Source organism: Chryseobacterium oryctis (assembly GCF_025971925.1).
GTDB classification, from domain to species: domain Bacteria; phylum Bacteroidota; class Bacteroidia; order Flavobacteriales; family Weeksellaceae; genus Chryseobacterium; species Chryseobacterium oryctis.
Genome location: NZ_JAPDHV010000006.1, coordinates 1 through 21,966, shown reverse-complemented (window position 1 = coordinate 21,966; position 21,966 = coordinate 1). Strand labels below are relative to the sequence as shown.

The following is a 21,966-nucleotide window of genomic DNA, read 5'->3' as shown; positions in this document are numbered from 1 at the left end:
TTTTATTTGCCCCAAGTTTAATTTGAAAAACAAAATATGAAAACAAAATTTCTTTTTTTTTTTACACTCTTAACCAATTTAATTTTTGCTCAAACAAAAGATGAAATTCAAAATCTTAAAGATTTCGCTAATATTTATTCTGTCATTCGTCATTTTCATCCAAGTGATGAATCTGCTAAAATGAAATGGGATTTTTTTGCAGTGTATGGTGTTGAAGAAATTTTAAAAACTAAAAATCAAAAGGAGTTCCAAGATAAGATAAAAGAACTTTTTCTTCCAATTGCACCTTCTATAACATTCGGTGAAAAAGAACATCAATGGAAAGCTCAAGATACAAGGCCAGTTTATTGGTGTAATATGGGACTTGCAAGCGGTTCTAAAGGTGAAACTTATAAAAGATTTCGAAAAAACTTAGACGAATTCAACCTAAAAATTAAAGATTTACCGATTCCTGAAAAGGTTTACAAACTGAAACTCTCAAATAATTTTGACGTAAATATTCCTTTAATCGTGTACGAAATAAATGGAAAAACGATACCTGAAGGTAATATTGAAAAGTTTACTAAACTAGGTCCAAATACTTTTGACAAAAATACTGCTATTGCAAATTTTATTATTATGTGGTCTGGCTTACGTCATTTTTTTCCATATCAAGATGAAATGCAAATAGATTGGGATAAAATACTGGTTGAAGGTATCAAGGCAACCTTTAAAAATAAATCAGAAGAAGAAAATATGTTTACTTTGAGGAAAATCTCTCATTATTTTAATGATGGGCATATGTGGATTACTTATCCAAAATATTCACAAATTAATTCGTTTTCTCCTGGCATAAAAACACAATTTTTCAGAAATACAAACCAACTAGTAGTAACCAATATTTTAGGAGATGTTCCGAATTTAAAAAAAGGAGATATTATTACCAAAATAAATGGAGAAAATACCAAAGCAGTTATTGATAGTATTAAAGAATATTGGTCGGGTTCAGACCAGTATAATATTAATAACACACTCCGCGAATTATTCAAAGGAAAGGAAAACACTGAGCTTTCCATTAACTTGGAAGATGGAAAATTAATTACATTAAAAAGAAATTACAAAATTAATCAAAATATGGAATTCTTCAATCAAGATAATTCTTTTGAGATGAAAGAACTTGATAAAGAAATTCTTTACCTAAACTTACAAAATCTTACAACAGAAAACGTAGAATCCAATATTGAATATATAAGATCATTTAAAAAAATAATATTAGATTTAAGAGGATACCCCAAAAAAGGAAAAGGTGGTGCAAATTCAATGATAAGGAATTTCTTTTGGGATAGAAATAATGTGAAGTTTATGGCGTATCCGAAGATTGAAAATCCTTTTTTTGAAAATGTTATTTTTACTGATTTTTTTGGCTGGAATTATAAAAAAAAACATGAATTGAATGCTAAAATAGTCTTATTAATGCATGAAGGAAACGGAAGTTATCAAGAATCAATCCCACAATATCTAAAAGCAAATAATTTTGTTACGACAATGGGTAGAAGAACTGGTGGTGTAAATGGAAATATAAATTATGTAAATCTGCTCACCGGAATGACATACTCTTTTACAGGAATGAAAGTTAGGAATACAGATGGAAGTCAATTTCATGGATTAGGGCTTGAACCAGATATTATTATTGACTATAATCTTGAAGGCATTAAAAACGGTAAGGATACATTCATAGAAAAAGCAGTTGAATATCTTAATAAAGAATAACAATTCTGCTAACATTGGTAACCGTTGCACAACTCCTCAAAAGTTCAAAAATCAAAAAATTACGACAACATTACAGCTTCATTACGGAGTTGTTTTTTATACCCTAAAAAATTTTTTTTAAAAAAATTGAAAGTTTAATTCATGCTGAAAATTCGCTCATAAAGGATGATTTAGAAATCTACCCTCCCCTATTTTTCCATTCCACATATTTTTCTTAGTTTAGTTTCATGGAAAAAATATCGGCTACGTCTGGTCTAAAATTGAACTAAAGTTTACTTTTTCCAGCACTTTGCCAATACTTTTTCCGTTAGCTGCAATTGGATAACAATTCTACATTAAATTACTAAAATTTGGATTTTCAAGAACTTAAAACTGAACTAAATATTGCAATTACAAATCTATTTTTAATTGCAAAAGATTATACTTTTAATAATTATTCAAGTAATCTTAAATTTATTATTAGTGAAATAAGAAATAATGAACTAAATTCTTTTGAACAAGCAAAAATTGGAGTTATTGAAAATGAGAAAAAAATTCCAATTCAGTATGATGATGCAGTAAAAGAATTAATAAATTATTATGATGAGATTTATGATATTAATTTATATATCTACAAATCAACATTAAAAGAAACTATAATCGATATTAAATATTTTCTCAAAACCTCTTTAGATTTAGAATATAGAAAAATTATTATAAATGAAAAAGCTATGATTCATTCTAAAATCAATTTACCAATGAATTATCGAGAAAATGAAAAGTTTGATATTAACTGGAAATTTGAAAATCATTCCAACTGTAGATAACATTGTATTGACAAAATGCGGGGTTAAAGTCTAAAATGAACTACTCTACTTTTTTAGCCGCCAATATTTTCCAATTCCACATTTTTGTATAACTTAGTTCTATTGAAAAAATATTAGCTACGATTGGTCTGAACTCGAACTAAAGTTTACTTTTTCCGTTATGTGACATTTTCCCAAACTACTTTCAAAAATTGATACCCAAATTCATTTTTTATAAAAATTACTTAAATGCTTTTTAATCTAAACAAATTCTATAGGAATGAAAATAATAAATCAATTCTAAAAAATAAATATTTAATTCATTATAGCTTTTCCCCTGGACTTTATGATAAATTATGTTCAGTAGATTTACTTATTGATAATCAACTTAACTATAAATTATTTTTATTTTTTCACGAAAAAAATATGATTGATTTTAAAAAGAGTGGAAAATCAGCAAGAATATTTCTCTACCAAAACGCTAAAGTACCATTTAAAATCAGAAATGAAATTAGTAGCATTTTTCAAGAAGAATTAGTTTTAAAAAAGAATTATTACAATGATATTAATGTTTTTGGAATAATGGATCGAAATCAAAAATATTTAATATTGAATCACAAATCTGGTTATTTTTCAATCAATTTAACTTTAAATACTTTGAATAAAGACCTGTTTGAAACTAAAGATGAAATAAAGCTATTAAAGCTAACTGACAAAATTGAAAAGTGGACAAATAAATTAAGAGATAACTTAATGAAAGATTATGGATACTAAAAAAATGCACATAACATTGTATTAGCAAAATGCGAGGTTAAAGTCTAAATTTTTTAACCGCCAATATTTTCATATTCCACATTTTTGATTAACTTAGTTCTATTGAAAAAATATTGGCTACGATTAGTCCAAAATCGAACTACAGTTACATTTTTGTCCGCACTTCGCCAATACAATGTTAGCAGAAATTTTATAACCAACATCGCATAAGAAAATGTGTAAAGTTTCAAATGAAATTAAATTTTGTAGTTGCAATATATCAAAGCTTATTGATTCAGTAAATTATTGGATAATTTATAGAAGAAAAAAAGGATGGAGAATAGGAGAAACTGTTTTCAATCAGAAGCCTTTAAATATTGAAGATATTGAACTCGAAAAAATTGAAATCAAATTAAATTCAACAAATATGTTTGATTTTGATTACATTCCATTAAATGATGATAAACTTCTAATAAATCTCTCTTATAATGGAAAAAATAATGAATATACATTTAAATATTTCGAAAATAACTGGAAAAGATATAACGACGCTTTGGAATGGTTGGAAGATAATGAAAACGAAAAACTTCAATATCTAATTGAATATAAAGGAAAAATTGAAGATGCTTTCAAATAAAAAACTTTTGCTAGCACATAGTATTGGCAAAATGCAGGGTGAAGAGCAAAGCTGAAAACAGATTCTACTTTAATTATATTTTCCAGTTTTACACTTTTTTGTAATTTAGTTTTATTGAAAAATACAAATGAAAAATAAGATAATTTCTAAATCAAAAAAGAGTACATCAAATGCTATAATTGTTTTGATTGGAATAATCTTATGCTCTCTTTTCATCTACTTACTCAAGATCAATTTTAATCCAAAAAATAAATATGAAAATGACCTGAAGTTGATAGGAATGACAGTTCTCGGAGGCTTAATTATCTATTTCATATACTATTTTTTTAATCAAAAAAGATTTTTTATTTATAATGATTATTTTGAAATAAAAAATTTATTTTACACCAAAAAATATTATTTTTCTGAAGTAAAAACGTACTACTCAGAATACTTTTCGGGAAAATACAATTCATGGACGGAGTATTATCTAGTCCTAAAAAGCAACGAAAAAATTACTCTTATAGATAAGGAATATTCAAATTTTGAAGATTTTTTTGTAAAACTCAAATCCAAAATAAAAAAAGACAACAGCTTAAATGCCAAATTATCTCAGCCAAAATATTTAAAATATGCTATTATCTGCGGGACTATTTCGCTTCTACTCTTTTATTTTTCAAGTTTTTTCTACGATTTCACCAAACTGGAAAATAATCAATTAGCGTTTTATAAAAGTTATTTAAAGAATGATATTCAAACTATAGAAAGAAGTAAAGGTTCCGTTTTTTTTGAATTTGAATTGATTAATCAGTCACAATTTGTGTTTAGAATACAAGGAAATAGTTATGATGCAATTTATGACAAAACTAATTTGATGCAAAATTTCAGTAAAGGGAGAACAATTATTATCGGAATAGATAAAGAAGAATATGACAAGAAAATTGCAAAAAATAAACCTTTAAATTTGAAAGATAAATACTTTCATTTCTCGAAAATTCAGGTAGAGCAATTGAAAGACATAAATAACAACGATTATATTGATTTGGATATAGTGAATGCACCGAAAACAACGAATAATTATCTAGGTATTGGTATGTTTTCTTTTTTTGGACTATTGTCTATGTTTTTAAGTTTTGGAAATTTCAAAGCATATCGTCGTTTAAAAATTAATCCAAAATAAAGTCACCAATGAAATATATAACAACATTTTCCATACTATTCTTAATCGGATGTACCACAAAGCAAAAAATAACCAATATTGAACGAGAGAAAATCATTGCTGAACTGGATTATATCAAAAATATTGACCAAGAATATGCAGGAATTCCCTCTGAGAGCTTCAAAATGAAATATGGCAAAGAAAAAGCCTGGAAAATTTATGAGTTCAAAAGGGATAGTATAGGAAATGATAATCAGAAGAGAATAAAAGCCTTATTTGCAAAATATGGATATTTAGGATTTAAGGAAGTTGGAAAAGAAAATTCATCAAAATTTTGGCTTCCGATACAACATGCAGATAATGAAGTGGAATTTCAGAAAAAAATGTTGAAAGAGCTGAAGAAACAGATTAAATACAATAATGCTTTCAAAAGCGAATACGCAATGTTGGAAGACAGAGTTGCCATTAATTCAAATCAGAAGCAGAGATTTGGTTCTCAGGTTAGCTATAATGAAAACGGTCAAGCCATTCCTAGAAATGGTTTAATTGACAGTATTAATATTGAAAAATTACGAGCTGAATATGGACTGCCTCCATTCAAAGAATATTATAATAATATGACGCAAATGCATTTTGAAATGAATAAAGAAATTTTGCTAAAAAAAGGAATAACAGCACCCCAACTTTATAAATAAAAAATTAATTTCTTAACATTTTTATACATGAACACCAATATCATCTATAATCCAAAACCAAAATTTCAATCTACTTTTTATTTGAAAAAAAGAAATGAAGTTATTTTAAAGTATAAAGAAAAAATTAAAAATACGGATTCATTTGTACAAAAATCGAAGTTATGGATAATCATGAAGTTTGAGCTTGTAAAACTTTCCCCACTGATCAATCTGTATTTAAAATAACCAATAGATAAACGGTAGAAAAACAATATAAATATTGTAAAAAAATAATCTACAAACTGATATTATATTTTGTAGAAGTAAAACCTGTTCTATCTCCGATGAATAAACAATTTTCTTAACGATTTTTTAAAATTACCTAATTACTATATTTAAAAATAATATTTAAAATCATTGATTTTTAACACTTTGGCATTAAAATAGCTGTGTGAAATATTGAAAAAAATTATTCAAACACAAATGATAAAAATCTCAGTAGATTTCCAAAGGCTTTACTGTATCAAATTCAGATAACTGATGTATCTGAAAACGATGTCTTGATTAGCAAAACATATAGAATCATCTTTGTATAATATAAAGAGAAGTGTTTTAAAGACATTTTTAAAGCATTTTTTGATATACTATAAAAGCGAATTTGTAATAAAAGGCTTTTAGAAAATTCTTATCTGAGAAAAATATAAAGACAAACTATATCATGATCTTAGCCAATGTAAAAGTATTTTTTGCCATGATGTATTTTGAATTTAAAAAACGGAAGAACGTTTTCGCTACCGTCGTTCTATCCAAAAGAAGTAAAAAACAGACGTACAACCTTAAAAAAGTTTAATTATGAAGAAGTATTTAGTTGAAAGAACAAGAACTCAGGAAGTATCTGTAAAGATGCGTATTTGGAGTGTAGTATTATTGATTGGGTTTGCCATATTTTCTGTATTGGTTTACCTGTCAAAAATAACTTTTAATAACATAATGATATATTTAATAGCAATAGGTGCTTACATAGGCTTCAGTATTTTGTTTATGATTTCACTGAAACAGAGTAACAATCCTATGCAGATAAAAAAAAGATTAAGATAGGACGTGAATTTGAATATTCACTTTATTAAAAAACCGTTTCAAATTAAGTTTTGAAACGGGTTTTTATATAGTAAGTTACGAATCAAACTTACATTTTAGATTTTATCCAGAATTTTTTGAGGCAAAACCTTTACCAACCCTTTTTTATATTCTTTCTCCAAAACTACAAATTTCCAGTATTTTCTGTCTTTAGAAACGGCACAAGTTTTCATAACAGCATTAATAAGATATGCACCTTCCTTGCTCAGATATTGTACATTGTTTTTACCATATTTAGCGGTCAAAACTCCATTAATTTTACTCTTTATCTCATCACTCATTGAACCAGCATTACATTTCATTTTAATAGAATAATCAACAATAGAAAAATATTCACCATCTATCAGTTCTGTTTTTCCAATATTTCCCAATTGAAAATTAAGGACATCTATCTTCATAAACGGATTATTGTATGTCATCTCCAAAATTTGCTTCATTTGTTCTTTTGCGAGAACATTGAAAAATTTAGGATAAATACAATTCACGGCTTGGTCAATCTGTTTAGTTTTAATTGTATTTACAAAATAGGCAAGGTTTTTCTTAATTGCTGCATCATCAGAATTTACTTTTGTTTGGGCAAAAGAAAAAAACGATAACAGAACGAACACAAATAGAAGTGATTTGATTTTCATTATTGTTTAAAATTTCAAATAAATATGTCGTAGGATTTGTGAAAATCGTTACAAATTATATTGCATAAAAAAAGCCATCCTTTCGGACAGCCTTAAAAATATTGTAAGATTCGATTAGTGTACTTTTACAAGCTCAACATCGAAAACTAACCATGCGTTTGGCGGAATAACTCCTCCTGCACCTCTTTCTCCGTAACCCATTGCCGGTGGAATCAATAAAGTTGCAGTTTCTCCTTCTTTTAATAACAAGATACCTTCATCCCAACCTTTAATTACTCTACCCATCCCGATTGGAATATCAATTGGTTCATTTCTTTTGAATGAAGAATCAAACTCAGTTCCGTCAACCAATTTACCTGCATAATGTACAGAAACATTGTCTCCGGCTTTAGGAGCTTTCCCTGTAGATGTTTTAGTTATTTTATAGTAAAGTCCTGATTCAGTTACCTGCATTCCTGCTTTTAAATCTTCAACCATTTTCAATTGGTTAGCTTTAAATTCTTCCTCTTTTTTCTTTTTCTCAGCTTCTTCTTTAGCTAAAAAAGCTTTGTTATTTTCAGCGATTTTAGATTTTCCTTCATTGAATGTTTTTGCTGCATCGTAATTTTTGTACTCATCTCCTTTACTGAAAATAGATACTTTTTCAAGAACAATATCAGTTTTAGGCTTATCTTGAGCGCCTTTTTCTACGTTTGCTATTGCGTCAATTACTTCTTCTCCTTTTACAACCTTTCCGAAGATAGTGTGTCTTCCGTCTAGCCAAGGTGTAGCAACTTCTGTAATGAAAAACTGAGAACCGTTGGTATTAGGTCCTGAATTCGCCATAGAAAGAATACCTTTTCCTGTATGTTTAAGGTCGTTTCTTTCGTCTTCAAATTTATATCCAGGATCACCCATTCCTGTTCCCTGAGGATCTCCTCCCTGAATCATAAAATCTTTGATAACTCTGTGAAAAATTGTCCCATCATAATAAGGAACTCCTTTAGCCTTAGCTTTGTTATCAATTTTTCCTTCTGCAAGACCAATAAAATTAGCCACAGTTACAGGTGCTTTTTTGTCTTCAAATTTTACAACAAGATTACCTTTAGTTGTTTGAAGATTAGCATAAAGTCCATCTTTAAGTCCTTCGTAAGTTTCTTTGTCTACGTTCATTTTTTTATAAATTGGTGTACAACTCATCAGCGAAATACTAGCCGCTGCCAGAATTATATTCTTGTTAAACAATTTCATTTATAATGCTTTTAATTTTATGATTAAAGGTACGTCGTTATCTATTTTCTTCTCGTCTCCGTAAGTACCGTAAGCAAGAGAAGATGGAACCAAAAGCGTAACTTCTTCCCCATCTTTTATATGACGCAAAGCATCTTCTACAGCTTTTAATTCATCAAAGTGTCCGAATCTGGCTTCTCTTCTTTGTATTGGTGAGTCATAAATTTTGGTTTGATCAAAATCATACAAATCATAAGAATAAGAAATAAAAGTATTATCTTTCCTTTTCTCTCTCTGATTAAACCCATCTATGTTCACCCAATAATTAAGCGCCATTGGATAATATTTTACAGATTGATTATCAATCCAATGCTGAATATGTATTCTTTCAACCCCATTTAGATTTTTCATTCTTTGTTTTGAAATATCCAAATCATTTTGGCTCAACACACCGCCTACAGGAGGATGTGCTTGTTGTGTATTTCTATTGCAGCTTAATAAACCCAATATTGATATGAAGAGTAATTTTTTCATAAACTTTTGCGAAAATACACATTTCGTGAATCAATTACAAAACTTAATATATATATTGAATGAAATTAAACTAATGAATAAACTTTTTAAAAAGACTTCATATGTTATTATAAGTAGAGCTTTCTTTTAACAAGAAACAAAAAAGCCGGAAAAATTTCCGACTTTTATTATTCTTATATGTTATTTAAATTAAACAGTTTCAAGAACGTGATCTACTAAAACTCTCCATCCGAAAGGATCTTCAGCAAGGTTTGCTTGTATATCAACTAAATCTTTTTTAAGGGTTACTGCATAGCTTTCTTCATCAGAAAGTTTAGGTAAAGCTAATTTTTCTCCGTTATATCCTAATGCCTGGAAAACTGTTGTAACTACTGCAGTTCCAACTCCCCAAACTTCTTTTAACGTTCCATTTTTCTGAGCTTCAACAACATCTTTCACTTTAATTGGCTCAACTTTTACTTCAATTCCTCTTCTCTTAGCCAATTGAATAAAGCTATCTCTTGTTACACCGTCAAGAATTTTTTCAGATGTTGGTGGAGTGTAGATTGTATCATTGATTCTTACAAATACATTCATTGTTCCACTTTCCTCAAAATATTCGTGAGTAGCATCATCTGTCCAAATAATTTGCTCATATCCTTCTTCAATAGCTAGTTGAGTCGGGTAAAAAGATGCTGCATAATTTCCTGCTGCTTTTGCAGAGCCTACCCCACCATTTGCCGCTCTTGAATAATGATCAGAAATTTTCACTGATACAGGTTCTGTATAATACATTTTAGCTGGTGTAGCAACGATCGCAAACATATATTTCTCAGATACTCTTGCTTTTAAGGCTTCTTCTGTTGCAAAAATTAAAGGTCTTAAATATAAAGACATTCCTTCACCTTGAGGGATCCATTCTCTGTCTACATCTACTAATGCCTTCAATCCTTCTAAAAACATTTCTTCCGTTACCTCAGGCATTGCAAGACGCTTTGCTGACTTGTTGATACGTTCAAAATTCTTTTCAGGCCTGAAAAGGAAAACCTGCCCGTCTTTGTCTTTATAGGCTTTCATACCCTCAAAACAAGCTTGTCCGTAGTTTACTCCCATCATTGCAGGTGTAAAAGGCATAGGACCATAAGGAACTAATTTTACATCACCCCACTTTCCATTCTCATACTCACATATTATCATATGATCGATAAATGTAGTTCCGAATGAAAAATTGTTTGGGTCGAATGTAGAAATTCTGGAGTTTTCAGTTTTTTGAATTATCATTTCTAAAATTTTTTATGATGTTCTACAAATTTAACATAATTTTCTAAATATAAAAATTTTGAAGTAAATTTGTAAAAAAATAGCTTGAAAAGAGAAATTAAGACCACAAATGACGGAAGTAAAACACTGTTTATTAATGATTTAAATGAAAACTATCATTCACACCATGGTGCATTACAAGAAGCAGAACATGTGTTTATTAAAAATGGACTAAATTTAATAAATAATTACGAAATTAATATTTTAGAACTCGGTTTTGGAACAGGTTTGAATGTTTTGGTTACAATTAATGAATATTTAAAAACTGACAAAAATCATATTATAAATTATTTTTCACTGGAAAAGTACCCAATAAATGAATCCGAAATTAACGATTTGGCGTATTTTGAACTTTTTGATAACCCAGAATTTAAAAATATTTATCAAAAAGTTCATCAGGTTGACTGGGAAAAATCAGTTGAAATTATTAAAGGTTTCAACTTAAAAAAAATTGAATGTGACTTTTTTGACCTTAAAAACATAGAGTTGCCTAAAATTAATCTCGTTTATTTCGATTGTTTTGGGGCGAGAGTACAACCAGATCTTTGGGAAAAGCCCTTATTCGAACTTGTTGCCGACAAAATGAATGTAAACGGATTATTAACAACCTATTCTTCTAAAGGAAGCGTAAGAAGAATTCTACAGGAACTTAACTTCAAAGTTGAAAAGAAACAAGGACCTCCAGGAAAAAGAGAAATGATTAATGCGATTAAACTATAAAAATAGATTGTATACATATAATAAGGATAAATCAGCAATTAACTTTTAATAATTATTTAATTTCAATTTCTAATATTGCTATCCTCATTCTATATAAAATTTCTTACATTAGCTTTACAAATTTTTAAATATGATAGATAAGATAAACATTAGAGTTTATGCTTGCGCCGTAAAAGACAAAAAAGTTTTGACATTGTTTGAGGAATATGCAGGAGAACCTTTAATGAAATTTCCGGGAGGTGGATTAGAATTTGGAGAAGGATTAATAGATTGCTTACATCGAGAATTTGATGAAGAATTGAATGTAAAAGTTGAAGTTATTGAACATTTTTACACTCAGGAGAATTTTCTTGTTTCCCGTTTTAGAGAGAACGAACAACTACTTACCATATATTATATTGTAAACATCATCAATGAAGAAGATTTTTTAATACTTGATCCTTGTATTGAAAAAACTGAATGGGTTGAAATAGATAGACCAGATAACCCTTTACCTTTACCGATAGATAAAATAGTATTTGATAAACTAAAAGAAAAATTCCTGTAAAAAAAGCTTTACAGGAATTTTTTTGAAAATTATTTACTACTAACTTATTTTACTATTTTAAAATCTTTAGCTCCAGGATAAGGTTGAAGATATCCAGAGTTCCAGTTTGACTGAAGAAGAGATTCTATAAACTCATCAGTTCTGTTTTTATACGGATTGTACTGATCTTTTAAATCAATATTTGCCATTTTTCCTTTTAAATTCCACCAAAAAGCACTCCATCCTCCTCTCAGTTCTTTAATTATTTCATACACGTTTTTTCCTGTTGCTCTGTTCATCAGTTTTGCGAAAACCTGTCCTTCCGTTGTCGTCAAATCTCTCAATTGCTTTTCATACTGATCTGCAAGCATATTTTGTCTGTCTTTCACATACTTCCTTTTTGCATTGCTATCCAAGTTATTCATTTCTACCTGAATATCTCTATACTGTTGTAAAGCAGTTACAAATAAAGGATATACTCTGTATAATTTCTTATTCAAAAAATAGTAATAATTTCTATCTAATTGATTATTGAATTTCGGCTTATTGACTAAAACCAATTCATCCATTACCACTACAGTTTCGCCATTTATTTCATAGATTTTAGCTTTCTGTTTTTCGTCGTAATAATATTTGTTGCCAAACTCATCTACTCTCAACAATTCTGCCGGGTATTGACTCAGTGGTTTTGCAATTATAGAGTCTTTCTGACCAAAAATACTGATCCCAAAAAAGAAGAGAAAAAGACAAATAATCTTATTAAAATTCATTATTTTTACGCGTATTAGAACGGAAATTTAAACGCAAAAATCATTCCCTTTTTATGAAATTTGAAAAGAAATCTTTAAAATTTTTAGAAAATTATTTAAATACATCATCTCCGACTGGTTACGAACACAAAGGACAGGAAGTTTGGATGAATTATATCAAACCATATGTCGATAAAATTGAAGTAGATCATTACGGAACATGCTATGGAATTATTAATCCTGAAGCAGAGTTTAAAGTTGTAATTGAAGCTCATGCAGACGAAATTTCTTGGTATGTAAACTATATTACAGATGACGGATTAATTTACGTTATCAGAAACGGAGGGTCAGATCAAACTATTGCTCCATCAAAAATAGTACATATTCATGGTGAAAAAGGAATTGTAAAAGGTGTTTTCGGATGGCCGGCAATTCATACAAGAACCAATCAAAATGAGCCTACTCCCAAAATTGAAAACATTTTCATAGATTGTGGCGCAACCTCAAAAAAAGAAGTTGAAGAACTTGGTGTTTATGTTGGTTGTATGATTACTTATCCTGATGAGTTTTTTGAACTTAATGACAGATATTTTGTTTGCAGAGCTTTAGATAACAGAATCGGAGGCTTTATGATTGCTGAAGTAGCAAGACTTTTAAAAGAAAACAAAAAATCTCTTCCTTTTGGATTATATATAACAAATTCTGTTCAGGAAGAAGTTGGATTATATGGGGCAGATATGATTGCAGATACTATTAAACCAAATATTGCAATCGTTACCGATGTTACTCACGATACTACAACTCCAATGATCGAAAAGAAAAAAGAAGGTGATCAAAAATGTGGAGATGGACCTGTAGTTTTCTTTGCGCCAAGTATTCATCATACCATCAGAGAATTAATCATAGATACTGCAAAAAACAAAAAAATACCTTTCCAAAGAGCAGCTGCAAGTAGAGCTACAGGAACAGATACAGATGCATTTGCCCATTCAAACGGAGGGGTACCAAGTGCTTTAATTTCATTACCTTTGCGCTATATGCACACAACGGTTGAAATGGTAGCTAAAGAAGATGTTGGAAATGTAATTAAGCTTATCTATGAAACTCTTCTTAAGATAAAACCGGAAATGAAACTGAAGTATCATTAAAAAAGAAGTTAGAAATTAGATTTTAGAAGTTAGTTTTATTCTAACCTCTAATTTCTAACTTCTAAAATCTAAATATAAGTAAAAATGAAAACGAAGCTTATTGCTCCTTCCCTTTTATCGGCAGACTTTGGGAACCTGCAAAGAGACATTGAAATGCTAAACAATTCACAGGCAGACTGGTTCCATGTTGATGTGATGGATGGTAGATTTGTTCCAAACATTTCATTTGGTTTTCCTGTAATGAAAACTATTCAACAACACGCAAAGAAATTTGTTGATGTACATTTAATGATTGTTGAGCCTGAAAAATATGTTGAAGAATTTATCAATTACGGAGCAGATTTAGTTTCTGTTCATTATGAGGCTTGTACTCATCTTCACAGAACAATTCACCTTATCCAAAGCAAAGGTGCAAAAGCAGGAGTTGTTTTAAATCCTTCTACTCCTGTATTAATGTTAGAAGACATTATTGCAGATGTAGATTTGGTATTATTAATGAGCGTAAATCCTGGGTTTGGAGGACAAAAATTCATCGAAAATACTTACAAGAAAATCTCTGAAACTAAAGATTTAATCTTAAGTAATAATTCTACAGCTCTTATTCAGATTGATGGAGGTGTGAATATTGACAATGCTGGAAAATTATTTGAAGCAGGAGCTGATGTTCTGGTTGCAGGTAATGCTGTATTTTCATCAGAAAACCCTGAAAGAACAATTGAATTGCTGAAAATTTAATTAATCAGTTTTTAGATAACAAACAAAGGCAGCTAAATTAGCTGCCTTTCTCATTGAAAATCTGAATTTATAGTGGTTATTAGTTTTTTGTTTAAGACTTTCAAATGATTAAAATTTCCATATTCTAATGATGATGTAAAGGTCAGAATAAATAAAATACTATACATCCGTAAAATCACGGATTTTTATTCTGTATTTACACTTATTTAAATTAATGACAGCATGTACAGTTAATATTCATGCTATTAAAAAATAACATAATTTATTTTATGACATTTTGGCTTAAAAAACAAAAATCCGTAGAAATTCTACGGATTTTTTATTTTGAAATATTTTTTCTTAGAAAATTTCTCTTCCAGAAAAATGGAATTGAGCTTCAATAAGAGCATTCTCATCAGAATCTGAACCATGAACAGCATTCTCTCCGATGCTTCTAGCAAACATTTTTCTGATAGTTCCTTCAGCAGCTTCAGCAGGATTTGTAGAACCGATAAGAGTTCTGAAATCTTCAACCGCATTGTCTTTTTCTAAAACAGCAGCAACGATTGGTCCAGAGCTCATGAATTCTACTAATTCTCCATAGAAAGGTCTTTCTGCGTGAACTTCATAGAATTTTTTTGCATCAGCTACAGTCAACTGAGTTAATTTCAAAGCTTTGATTTTAAAACCACCTTCAGCGATTTTACCTAAAATAGCTCCGATATGTCCATCAGCAACTGCATCAGGCTTAATCATTGTAAATGTAATATTTGACATAAATGTATATTTTTTTAATGGCGCAAAATTACAAAAAATATCTTTGATTTTGATTTTAATTTTTCTTTAACACAAAAATAACTTTTATTAAGAATTTCAAATATAAACTTTGGCACAGTAATTGTTTATTCTATTGCGATTCTCATGTTTAATTTGAGTTTTCATGGTTATTAGTTTTTACCCAGCTTCGGCTGGGTTTTTTATTTATCATAATTCCCAAAAACATCAGCTAACTTCCAATTTTTCAAAAGTTTAAACTCTCGTTTAATTTTTTAAACAAGATATATTATATTCTGTAAATATTAAGATTTTGTTATTTTTGAGTCGCTTCTTCTGCCTCTTCCATTAATTTTATATAGGTAGAATACCTCGAATGTTGAATTTTTCCCGATTCTAAACTGTCAATAACAGCACATTTGGGTTCATTGATGTGTAGGCAGTTATGATATTTACACCCTTCCCTTTTTTTGAAAATTTCCGGAAAATAATGTTGTACTTCTTCTTTTTCAATATCAATCATAGCAAATTCACGAACTCCCGGAGTGTCAATTACGTTTCCCCCAAAGTCCCAAAAGTGCATTTGTGCAAAGGTAGTTGTATGCTTTCCTTTGAGATGTGTATCTGAAATTTCAGAGGTTTTTAAATTCAAACCTGGTTGTAAAGCATTCACTAAAGTTGACTTTCCGCATCCTGAATGCCCGAAAAATACTGATGTTTTATCTTTCAGAATATCCTGTAATTGGTCTAAATTTAGCTTTGAATAAGATGAAATTTCCAGTGTATTATACCCTATTTCCTGATAAAGAAACTCTATATCTTTTACAATTTCTAATTCTTCACCATGTAGAACATCAATTTTATTAAATAAAATCAATGGTGTGATGTTATAGGCTTCACAGCATGCCAAAAATCTGTCAAGAAAACCAAGTGAAGTTTCAGGGTGTTTTAAAGTGAAAATAAAACAGGCTAAATCTACATTTGATGCAATAATATGCGCTTCTTTGGAAAGGTTTACAGATTTTCTGATGATATAATTTCTACGAGGTTCAATCTTAGTAATCCATGCGATATCATCCTGTTCCAACTGAAATTCCACGAAATCTCCTACAGCAAGAGGATTGGTTAATCTTGTTTTAATTAACTTAAATTTGCCTCGAATTCTTGCTTCGAAAATCTTATCGGTTTCCAATTCTAAAACCTGATACCAACTTCCTGTAGATTTAATGACTTTTCCTTTCATATATTTAGCTGATGCAAATATAAGCAATTAGGGCTTAGAATAAAGATTCAGTAATAAAACTAACCTTTTTCCTAAACCCTAAATTTATTAAGTATTATATTTAAATAGATTATCTGTCTATCATTATGCTGTTTTGAACCTCAATAGACTCTTCGTGAATAGCTTTGAAAACTTTTTCAATAAACTCCTGAGACATACCTGTTTCCTTAGCTTTTTGAACTGCGTATTCTGTGATAACTTTCCAACGTTCCGGTTGAAAAATAGCAATATCATTTTCCTTTTTCAGCTTACCAATTTTACCAGAAATTTTCATTCTTTGAGAAAGCAATTCAATTAACTGAAAATCAATATCAGAAATCAAAGTTCTGTGTCGTCCCATTTCTTCATCAAATCCTGCTAAACCTGCATTTCTTATCTTAAGATTACCTATTAGTTCAGCCAAAACTTCAGGTGTGATTTGTTGAGCAGCATCACTCCATGCTTCATCAGGATTGCAATGAGTTTCAATAATTGCACCTTGATAACCCACGTTTAATGCTTCCTGAGTAATATCCGCCAATCCTGTTCTGTTTCCGCAAATGTGAGATGGGTCTATCAACATCGGAATATTAGGAAATTGGCTCTTAAAATCTAATGCAATCTGCCAATTTGGATTATTTCGGTATTTTGTTTTTTGATACGTTGAAAAACCTCTGTGAATAACTCCCAGTTTTTTTATATCTTGTCCTAAAAGCCTTTCTAAAGCACCAATCCATAATGCTAAATCCGGATTTACCGGGTTTTTAACAAAAACAGGCTTGTCGGTTCCTCTTAATGCCATTGCAATTTCCTGAACTGTAAAAGGATTAACCGTAGAACGAGCCCCAATCCAAAGAATGTCTACATCTGCTTCTAAAGCTGCAAAGACGTGATGAGCATTGGCAACCTCAGTTGCTGTTTTGAAACCGTATTCTTCTTTTACTTTTTTCAGCCAGTTCAACCCGATAACTCCCACTCCTTCAAAACCATTTGGTTTGGTACGAGGTTTCCAGATTCCCGCACGAAAAATGGGAACCTGAGCATTGGTTTCTTTAATTCTTTTCGCAGTTTCAAGCATTTGAGCCTCACTTTCTGCACTACATGGCCCTGCAATCATTAATGGTTCTGAGAACTCATTAATCCAGTCATTGTTAAGGTCTTTTAAGTTCATATTTTAAATTTATTTTGTTCTTTTTGTTAAATTAAGTCAATAGTATATTTGATTATAAAAATTCAATTTATAATTCTTTTCAAAAAATGCCGTTAAAATTATTTTAAGTTTAAGGGAATCAGGAATTAAAAATCATATAAATTATTCCTGTATTATTTTTTTGGAAAGAAATTCAGTTACAATACCAATAAAATCGATAATAGTTTCTGAAATTTCTAAAATAGCTAAAAGAAAAACCAAAATAACCGCTAAAATAATTAGCAGTTGCAAATCCGAAAGGATTAAATTTATGTGATGTAATTGGTCTCACTTTATAATATGAATTGCCTATTTATAGGCTTTTCTGATTGATTTGTTTTTGTCAAAAATTTATTTTTTTCAAAAAACTTTGACAAATATATAAAAATTATGTCAAATCAAACTTCATTAAATCATCAAGATCTTTTAATAATGGATTTTTTTCTACAAATTTTTCGAAAATTTTCTTTTTTGTCATTACTTCTATCTTTAGATTTTCAAAATCTCGTTTATAATTTATCTCGATAGAATAATTGCTAACTTTTCTTTTAAAATGATTGAAAAATTCTCCACTTATTTTATCAAACTCCACTTTAGCCGAGTCTGAGGGATAAGATACCGTGATGTTTTTTTCTCCGGTTTTTTCAAGCTTAAAGCCTTTGATTGCATTAAAGACGAATGGTTCTTTGAATTTCAGTTGTTTTAGAAAAATATTCCACTCTGTCAATAAATCCGTTTCTGTAAAGTGTTTTTGGGGCAGATTCTCGTCCTTTATTACGGCTGTTTCATCAACCAATACTTTTTCTTCTTTATTTAAAAAAGAATTAATACTGAAACCAGTGGAAATCCCTGATTTTGACAAGGGTTTTGAAGTTTTTATAATTGTTGATTCTTGTTGAGTTTCTTCAACAACCACTTTCTCAACTTTCTCCTGTTTGATTTCCTGAGGTTTGGAAACTTTTATTTCCTGTTTTTCATCAAGAAACGGAGCTAATATTATAAACTTTTTTTTTTAGAAATATCAAAATTAGCCGTTAAAGAAGCCAATTGCATTAATGCTATTTCTACTGTAAGTCTAGGATTTTTAGAGTTTTTATAATTAATATCTGCATGGTTGCAAATCTCAATGGCATCTATTAATTGCTGAGGATTCCATTTTTGGGCTTGTTCTACAAATTTAGTTTTAGTTTTTTCACCTACTTCAATCAGGTCAATTGTTGATGCATTTTGAGCCATCATTAAATCTCTGAAATGATTTCCTAAACCTGCAATAAATATATGAGGATCAAATCCTTTCTTCACTATTTCATTAAAAGCAAAAAGAACTTCAGGAATTTTATTTTCTTTGGCTAAATCTACAACATTAAGATATTGATCATAATCCAGAATATTCAATACTTCAGCGGCTTTTGCCAAAGTAATATTCTTTTGTGAAAATGTAGAAAGTCGATCAAAAATAGACAAAGCATCTCGAAGAGCTCCGTCGGCTTTCTGAGCTATAAGATACAGAGCATCATCTTCGTACTGAATATTCTCTTTTTGAGCTATATTTCTTAAATGATTCTGAATATCTTCAATAGTAATTCTCTTGAAATCATAAATCTGACAACGAGATAAAATTGTAGGAATAATTTTATGCTTTTCAGTAGTAGCCAGAATGAAAATCGCATGAGCGGGTGGTTCTTCAAGAGTTTTGAGGAATGCATTGAAGGCAGCAGAAGACAACATATGAACCTCGTCGATAATATAAACTTTATATTTACCAACCTGAGGAGCAAAACGAACCTGATCTATCAGCTCACGGATATCATCCACAGAGTTATTAGATGCAGCATCTAATTCGTAGATATTGTATGCGAAACCATCTTCTGAGACAGAACCGTCTTTTTCGTTAATCTTTCTTGCTAAAATTCTCGCACAAGTAGTTTTTCCTACTCCTCTAGGACCACAAAATAGCAAAGCCTGTGCTAACTGATTTTCTTCAATCGCATGTTCTAAAGTATCTGTAATATGAGACTGCCCAACAACAGTATCAAACTCCTGTGGACGGTATTTTCTAGCAGATACAATAAAATTTTCCATTTGCCAAAAATAAGAAATATAGTTCTAATTTGAAAATTAAAAGTTTTCAAATTATCAATAAAAAACCATTTTTAGTCAAATAAGAAAACTTTTAATCATCTTTATTTTTTGTAACTAGAATCTATAATATCAACAATAGCTTTTTCAATTTCAGCTCTTCCTTCAGCACTCTTCATATCAAGTCCGCAGAAAGTACTTCCATTAGTAGCTGTATGTATATTTAGATAATAAAGCCCTGAAATCATTATTGCCATAACGGCTCTGAATTTTTTGGCTTTTTCTTCCCCAAAATAAGGATCTGTAATATTTTTGAATAAGTTATCTCCTAACTCTTTACGTTCATCAGCTAACTTTTTTAAAATAGGCTTATTCTCTGAAAGCTCCCAAAGAATAATCTTTTGAAGTTCTTTATTCTTTTTTAAACTCTCAAATTGATTAATTAGAGCTATTTTAGAAAGTTCTTGTCCACCATCAGAAAGGTCTATATTCTCCGCTATATCATTTGGGCTAAGTTTACTCCAATAATCTTGAGATTTGATGTATTCATCAATTAACTTATCTGTACTACCAAAGTATTCATAGATCAGCTTTTTATCAAAGCCTGCAACTAATGCTATTTTACTAACCTTAAGACCTGAGTATCCTTTTGTTTTTAAAATTTTACCTACAGCAGCGAGTAGTTTTTGTTTAGTTTTCTCCTTGTCTCTAATCGGACCTTGTACAACTTTTCTAGTCATGTTTATTATTTTTTTGCAATATGCAAATTATTATTGATATCTTCAAATGCATTAAGCGTTTTATCCAGATGATCTTTTTCATGAGTTGCCATTACAGCCATTCTTATTCTGGCATCTTTTCTGGCTACAGCGGGATATAATATAGGATTTGTATAAATACCTCTTTCAATAAGTAGCTTACCAATGTCTCCTGTTACATTAGGGTCTCCAATTTTTACAGGAACTATTGCAGAACAGGTATTCCCTGTATCAAGTCCTATGTCATTGAGTCCCTTTTTAAAGTAATTAATATTATCCCATAATTTTGCTCGCCACTCTGGCTCTTCATCTATTAAATCAATAGCTTTAATGATACCCATTGTAGAAGGAGGAGCTGTCGCAGAAAAAATTTGCTGTCTAGACTGAAATCTTATAAAAGCAGCCAGTTTTTTCTCGGTAATAATATACCCTCCTACATTACTAAATGTTTTACTAAACGTTCCTGTAATGATATCTACTTTATCCAAAAGATCTGCTTCTTCTAAAGCACCTCTTCCTGTTTTCCCCAAAATTCCTACTCCATGAGCATCATCCACCATTAAATATGCATTATATTTTTTAACTAAATTATAAATATCTTTTAGAGGCGAAACATCTCCATCCTGAGAATATATCCCATCTATAATTACAAGCTTTGTACGATATCTACCTTCTGATGTCTTCAAAATATGTTCCAATGCATCCAAATTATTATGCGGAAATGTTTTTGTGTTCGTAAAAGCACAACCTTCATGCACACTTGCATGTACTGCCATATCAACAATGGCTATATCTTCCTTTTGCAATAATATCTGTAAAGTTGCGCTATTAGCAGTATATCCTGTTGTAAATATAACTGCTTCTTCTTGCTTTCTGCCAAAAAAAGAGGATATTTTTTTTTCCAAATCATCATGAAAAGAAAAATGTCCTCCAATAAGAGGAGAAGCACCCGCGCCGGAACCATATTTCTGAATTCCTTCTATAGCAGCTTGCTTTACTTTCGGATGTTGTGTAAATCCTAAATAATCATTTGACACAAAACTAATATAATCTTTTTGTGTATTATTAATATCAACATTCATTACAGAACTACATCCTGAATTATTTTTCAGTCTGTAATTCATATGCCCGTTGGATTTCATGTAATCCAAAAATTCATAAAAAATCTCAGCTCTTTGTGACATATCAAAGTTTGAAATATTTTCAAAATCTTTGAAAGTTGCCGTCGTAAAATCAATGTCCATCCTCAATTTATTAGTTGTTTAAGAAACAAATATATGATTATTTCAATTTGAAAGCTCCGATCTTTAATGAATTTTTATTATGCTTAAAACATTTCTAAATATAAATTATAAAAGAGTGAATATTTTATACTCTACTTTAAAATATCTATAATATATAATAATTACACCTAATTCAATCTTGAAAAATTAATATTAAATAAATTATACAATTTTACAATATTACAATAATTTATTTGCAATAATAATAATTTTAATTA

General features: G+C 29.7%; 23 protein-coding genes. 11 read left to right on the top strand and 12 right to left on the bottom strand.

Features of this window, described 5'->3' with window-relative positions; genetic code table 11:
• Positions 1-36 precede the first annotated feature (36 nt).
• The 7 genes from OH806_RS12985 (at position 37) to OH806_RS12955 (ending at position 6,834) form a co-directional block, all read left to right on the top strand.
• Positions 37-1,749 carry a S41 family peptidase gene (locus OH806_RS12985; protein ID WP_264744100.1) on the top strand — a complete coding sequence of 571 codons (1,713 nt, stop codon included), beginning with the start codon at positions 37-39 and terminating at the stop codon, positions 1,747-1,749.
• 350 nt (positions 1,750-2,099) lie between these two features.
• The gene (locus tag OH806_RS12980) at positions 2,100-2,555 is read left to right on the top strand and encodes a hypothetical protein (protein ID WP_264744099.1); all 456 of its coding nucleotides are present in this window, start codon (positions 2,100-2,102) and stop codon (positions 2,553-2,555) included.
• A gap of 228 nt (positions 2,556-2,783) precedes the next feature.
• Positions 2,784-3,308, top strand: coding sequence for a hypothetical protein (locus OH806_RS12975; RefSeq protein WP_264744098.1), 525 nt, complete (start codon positions 2,784-2,786; stop codon positions 3,306-3,308).
• Between the two features lie 214 nt (positions 3,309-3,522).
• Entirely contained in the window at positions 3,523-3,924 is a 402-nt protein-coding gene (locus OH806_RS12970; protein WP_264744097.1) for a hypothetical protein, read from the top strand.
• A 127-nt stretch (positions 3,925-4,051) separates the two neighbouring features.
• Positions 4,052-5,083: a hypothetical protein gene (locus OH806_RS12965; RefSeq protein ID WP_264744096.1), complete on the top strand. Its 1,032-nt coding sequence runs from the start codon at positions 4,052-4,054 to the stop codon at positions 5,081-5,083.
• 8 nt (positions 5,084-5,091) lie between these two features.
• Positions 5,092-5,757, top strand: coding sequence for a DUF6624 domain-containing protein (locus OH806_RS12960; protein WP_264744095.1), 666 nt, complete (start codon positions 5,092-5,094; stop codon positions 5,755-5,757).
• 831 nt (positions 5,758-6,588) lie between these two features.
• Positions 6,589-6,834 (top strand): hypothetical protein, encoded by a 246-nt coding sequence (locus tag OH806_RS12955; RefSeq protein ID WP_264744094.1) that lies wholly within the window; start codon positions 6,589-6,591, stop codon positions 6,832-6,834.
• 95 nt (positions 6,835-6,929) lie between these two features.
• On the opposite strand, the gene OH806_RS12950 is transcribed toward OH806_RS12955, so the two are convergent.
• From OH806_RS12950 to OH806_RS12935, 4 genes are all read right to left on the bottom strand, one after another.
• Positions 6,930-7,505, bottom strand: a complete 576-nt coding sequence (locus OH806_RS12950) for a hypothetical protein (protein ID WP_264744093.1) — start codon at positions 7,503-7,505, stop codon at positions 6,930-6,932.
• Between the two features lie 114 nt (positions 7,506-7,619).
• On the bottom strand, positions 7,620-8,657 hold the full coding sequence (locus OH806_RS12945) for a peptidylprolyl isomerase (RefSeq protein ID WP_264744283.1): 1,038 nt from the start codon (positions 8,655-8,657) through the stop codon (positions 7,620-7,622).
• A 78-nt stretch (positions 8,658-8,735) separates the two neighbouring features.
• Positions 8,736-9,248 (bottom strand): FKBP-type peptidyl-prolyl cis-trans isomerase, encoded by a 513-nt coding sequence (locus OH806_RS12940; RefSeq protein WP_264744092.1) that lies wholly within the window; start codon positions 9,246-9,248, stop codon positions 8,736-8,738.
• Between the two features lie 189 nt (positions 9,249-9,437).
• Complete coding sequence (locus OH806_RS12935) at positions 9,438-10,508, bottom strand: branched-chain amino acid aminotransferase (RefSeq protein ID WP_264744091.1); 1,071 nt, start codon at positions 10,506-10,508, stop codon at positions 9,438-9,440.
• 84 nt (positions 10,509-10,592) lie between these two features.
• Here OH806_RS12935 and mnmD point away from each other — a divergent pair, with 84 nt between their 5' ends.
• A complete protein-coding gene (gene mnmD / locus OH806_RS12930; RefSeq protein WP_264744090.1) occupies positions 10,593-11,267 on the top strand; it encodes a tRNA (5-methylaminomethyl-2-thiouridine)(34)-methyltransferase MnmD in 675 nt (224 codons plus the stop codon).
• A 130-nt stretch (positions 11,268-11,397) separates the two neighbouring features.
• Positions 11,398-11,814 (top strand): NUDIX domain-containing protein, encoded by a 417-nt coding sequence (locus tag OH806_RS12925; RefSeq protein ID WP_264744089.1) that lies wholly within the window; start codon positions 11,398-11,400, stop codon positions 11,812-11,814.
• Between the two features lie 44 nt (positions 11,815-11,858).
• Here the strand turns inward: OH806_RS12925 and OH806_RS12920 are convergent, their stop codons facing one another.
• Positions 11,859-12,563 (bottom strand): DUF4294 domain-containing protein, encoded by a 705-nt coding sequence (locus tag OH806_RS12920; RefSeq protein ID WP_264744088.1) that lies wholly within the window; start codon positions 12,561-12,563, stop codon positions 11,859-11,861.
• 53 nt (positions 12,564-12,616) lie between these two features.
• Here OH806_RS12920 and chrP point away from each other — a divergent pair, with 53 nt between their 5' ends.
• Positions 12,617-13,690 carry a chryseobasin maturation metalloprotease ChrP gene (chrP, locus tag OH806_RS12915; RefSeq protein ID WP_264744087.1) on the top strand — a complete coding sequence of 358 codons (1,074 nt, stop codon included), beginning with the start codon at positions 12,617-12,619 and terminating at the stop codon, positions 13,688-13,690.
• Between the two features lie 84 nt (positions 13,691-13,774).
• Positions 13,775-14,425, top strand: coding sequence for a ribulose-phosphate 3-epimerase (gene rpe, locus OH806_RS12910; protein ID WP_264744086.1), 651 nt, complete (start codon positions 13,775-13,777; stop codon positions 14,423-14,425).
• A gap of 339 nt (positions 14,426-14,764) precedes the next feature.
• On the opposite strand, the gene OH806_RS12905 is transcribed toward rpe, so the two are convergent.
• The 7 genes from OH806_RS12905 to OH806_RS12875 all read right to left on the bottom strand — a co-directional run bounded on the left by OH806_RS12905 (position 14,765) and on the right by OH806_RS12875 (position 21,709).
• Positions 14,765-15,181, bottom strand: coding sequence for a nucleoside-diphosphate kinase (locus OH806_RS12905; RefSeq protein ID WP_034722935.1), 417 nt, complete (start codon positions 15,179-15,181; stop codon positions 14,765-14,767).
• 313 nt (positions 15,182-15,494) lie between these two features.
• Positions 15,495-16,421 (bottom strand): ribosome small subunit-dependent GTPase A, encoded by a 927-nt coding sequence (gene rsgA, locus OH806_RS12900; protein ID WP_264744085.1) that lies wholly within the window; start codon positions 16,419-16,421, stop codon positions 15,495-15,497.
• Positions 16,422-16,530: 109 nt separating this feature from the next.
• Positions 16,531-17,610 (bottom strand): bifunctional 3-deoxy-7-phosphoheptulonate synthase/chorismate mutase type II, encoded by a 1,080-nt coding sequence (locus OH806_RS12895; protein ID WP_264744084.1) that lies wholly within the window; start codon positions 17,608-17,610, stop codon positions 16,531-16,533.
• Between the two features lie 406 nt (positions 17,611-18,016).
• The gene (locus tag OH806_RS12890; protein WP_264744083.1) at positions 18,017-18,544 is read right to left on the bottom strand and encodes a hypothetical protein; all 528 of its coding nucleotides are present in this window, start codon (positions 18,542-18,544) and stop codon (positions 18,017-18,019) included.
• Between the two features lie 80 nt (positions 18,545-18,624).
• Complete coding sequence (gene dnaX / locus OH806_RS12885; RefSeq protein ID WP_264744082.1) at positions 18,625-19,710, bottom strand: DNA polymerase III subunit gamma/tau; 1,086 nt, start codon at positions 19,708-19,710, stop codon at positions 18,625-18,627.
• 101 nt (positions 19,711-19,811) lie between these two features.
• Positions 19,812-20,447: a TetR/AcrR family transcriptional regulator gene (locus tag OH806_RS12880; protein WP_264744081.1), complete on the bottom strand. Its 636-nt coding sequence runs from the start codon at positions 20,445-20,447 to the stop codon at positions 19,812-19,814.
• A gap of 5 nt (positions 20,448-20,452) precedes the next feature.
• Positions 20,453-21,709 carry an aminotransferase class I/II-fold pyridoxal phosphate-dependent enzyme gene (locus OH806_RS12875; protein ID WP_264744080.1) on the bottom strand — a complete coding sequence of 419 codons (1,257 nt, stop codon included), beginning with the start codon at positions 21,707-21,709 and terminating at the stop codon, positions 20,453-20,455.
• Positions 21,710-21,966 lie beyond the last annotated feature (257 nt).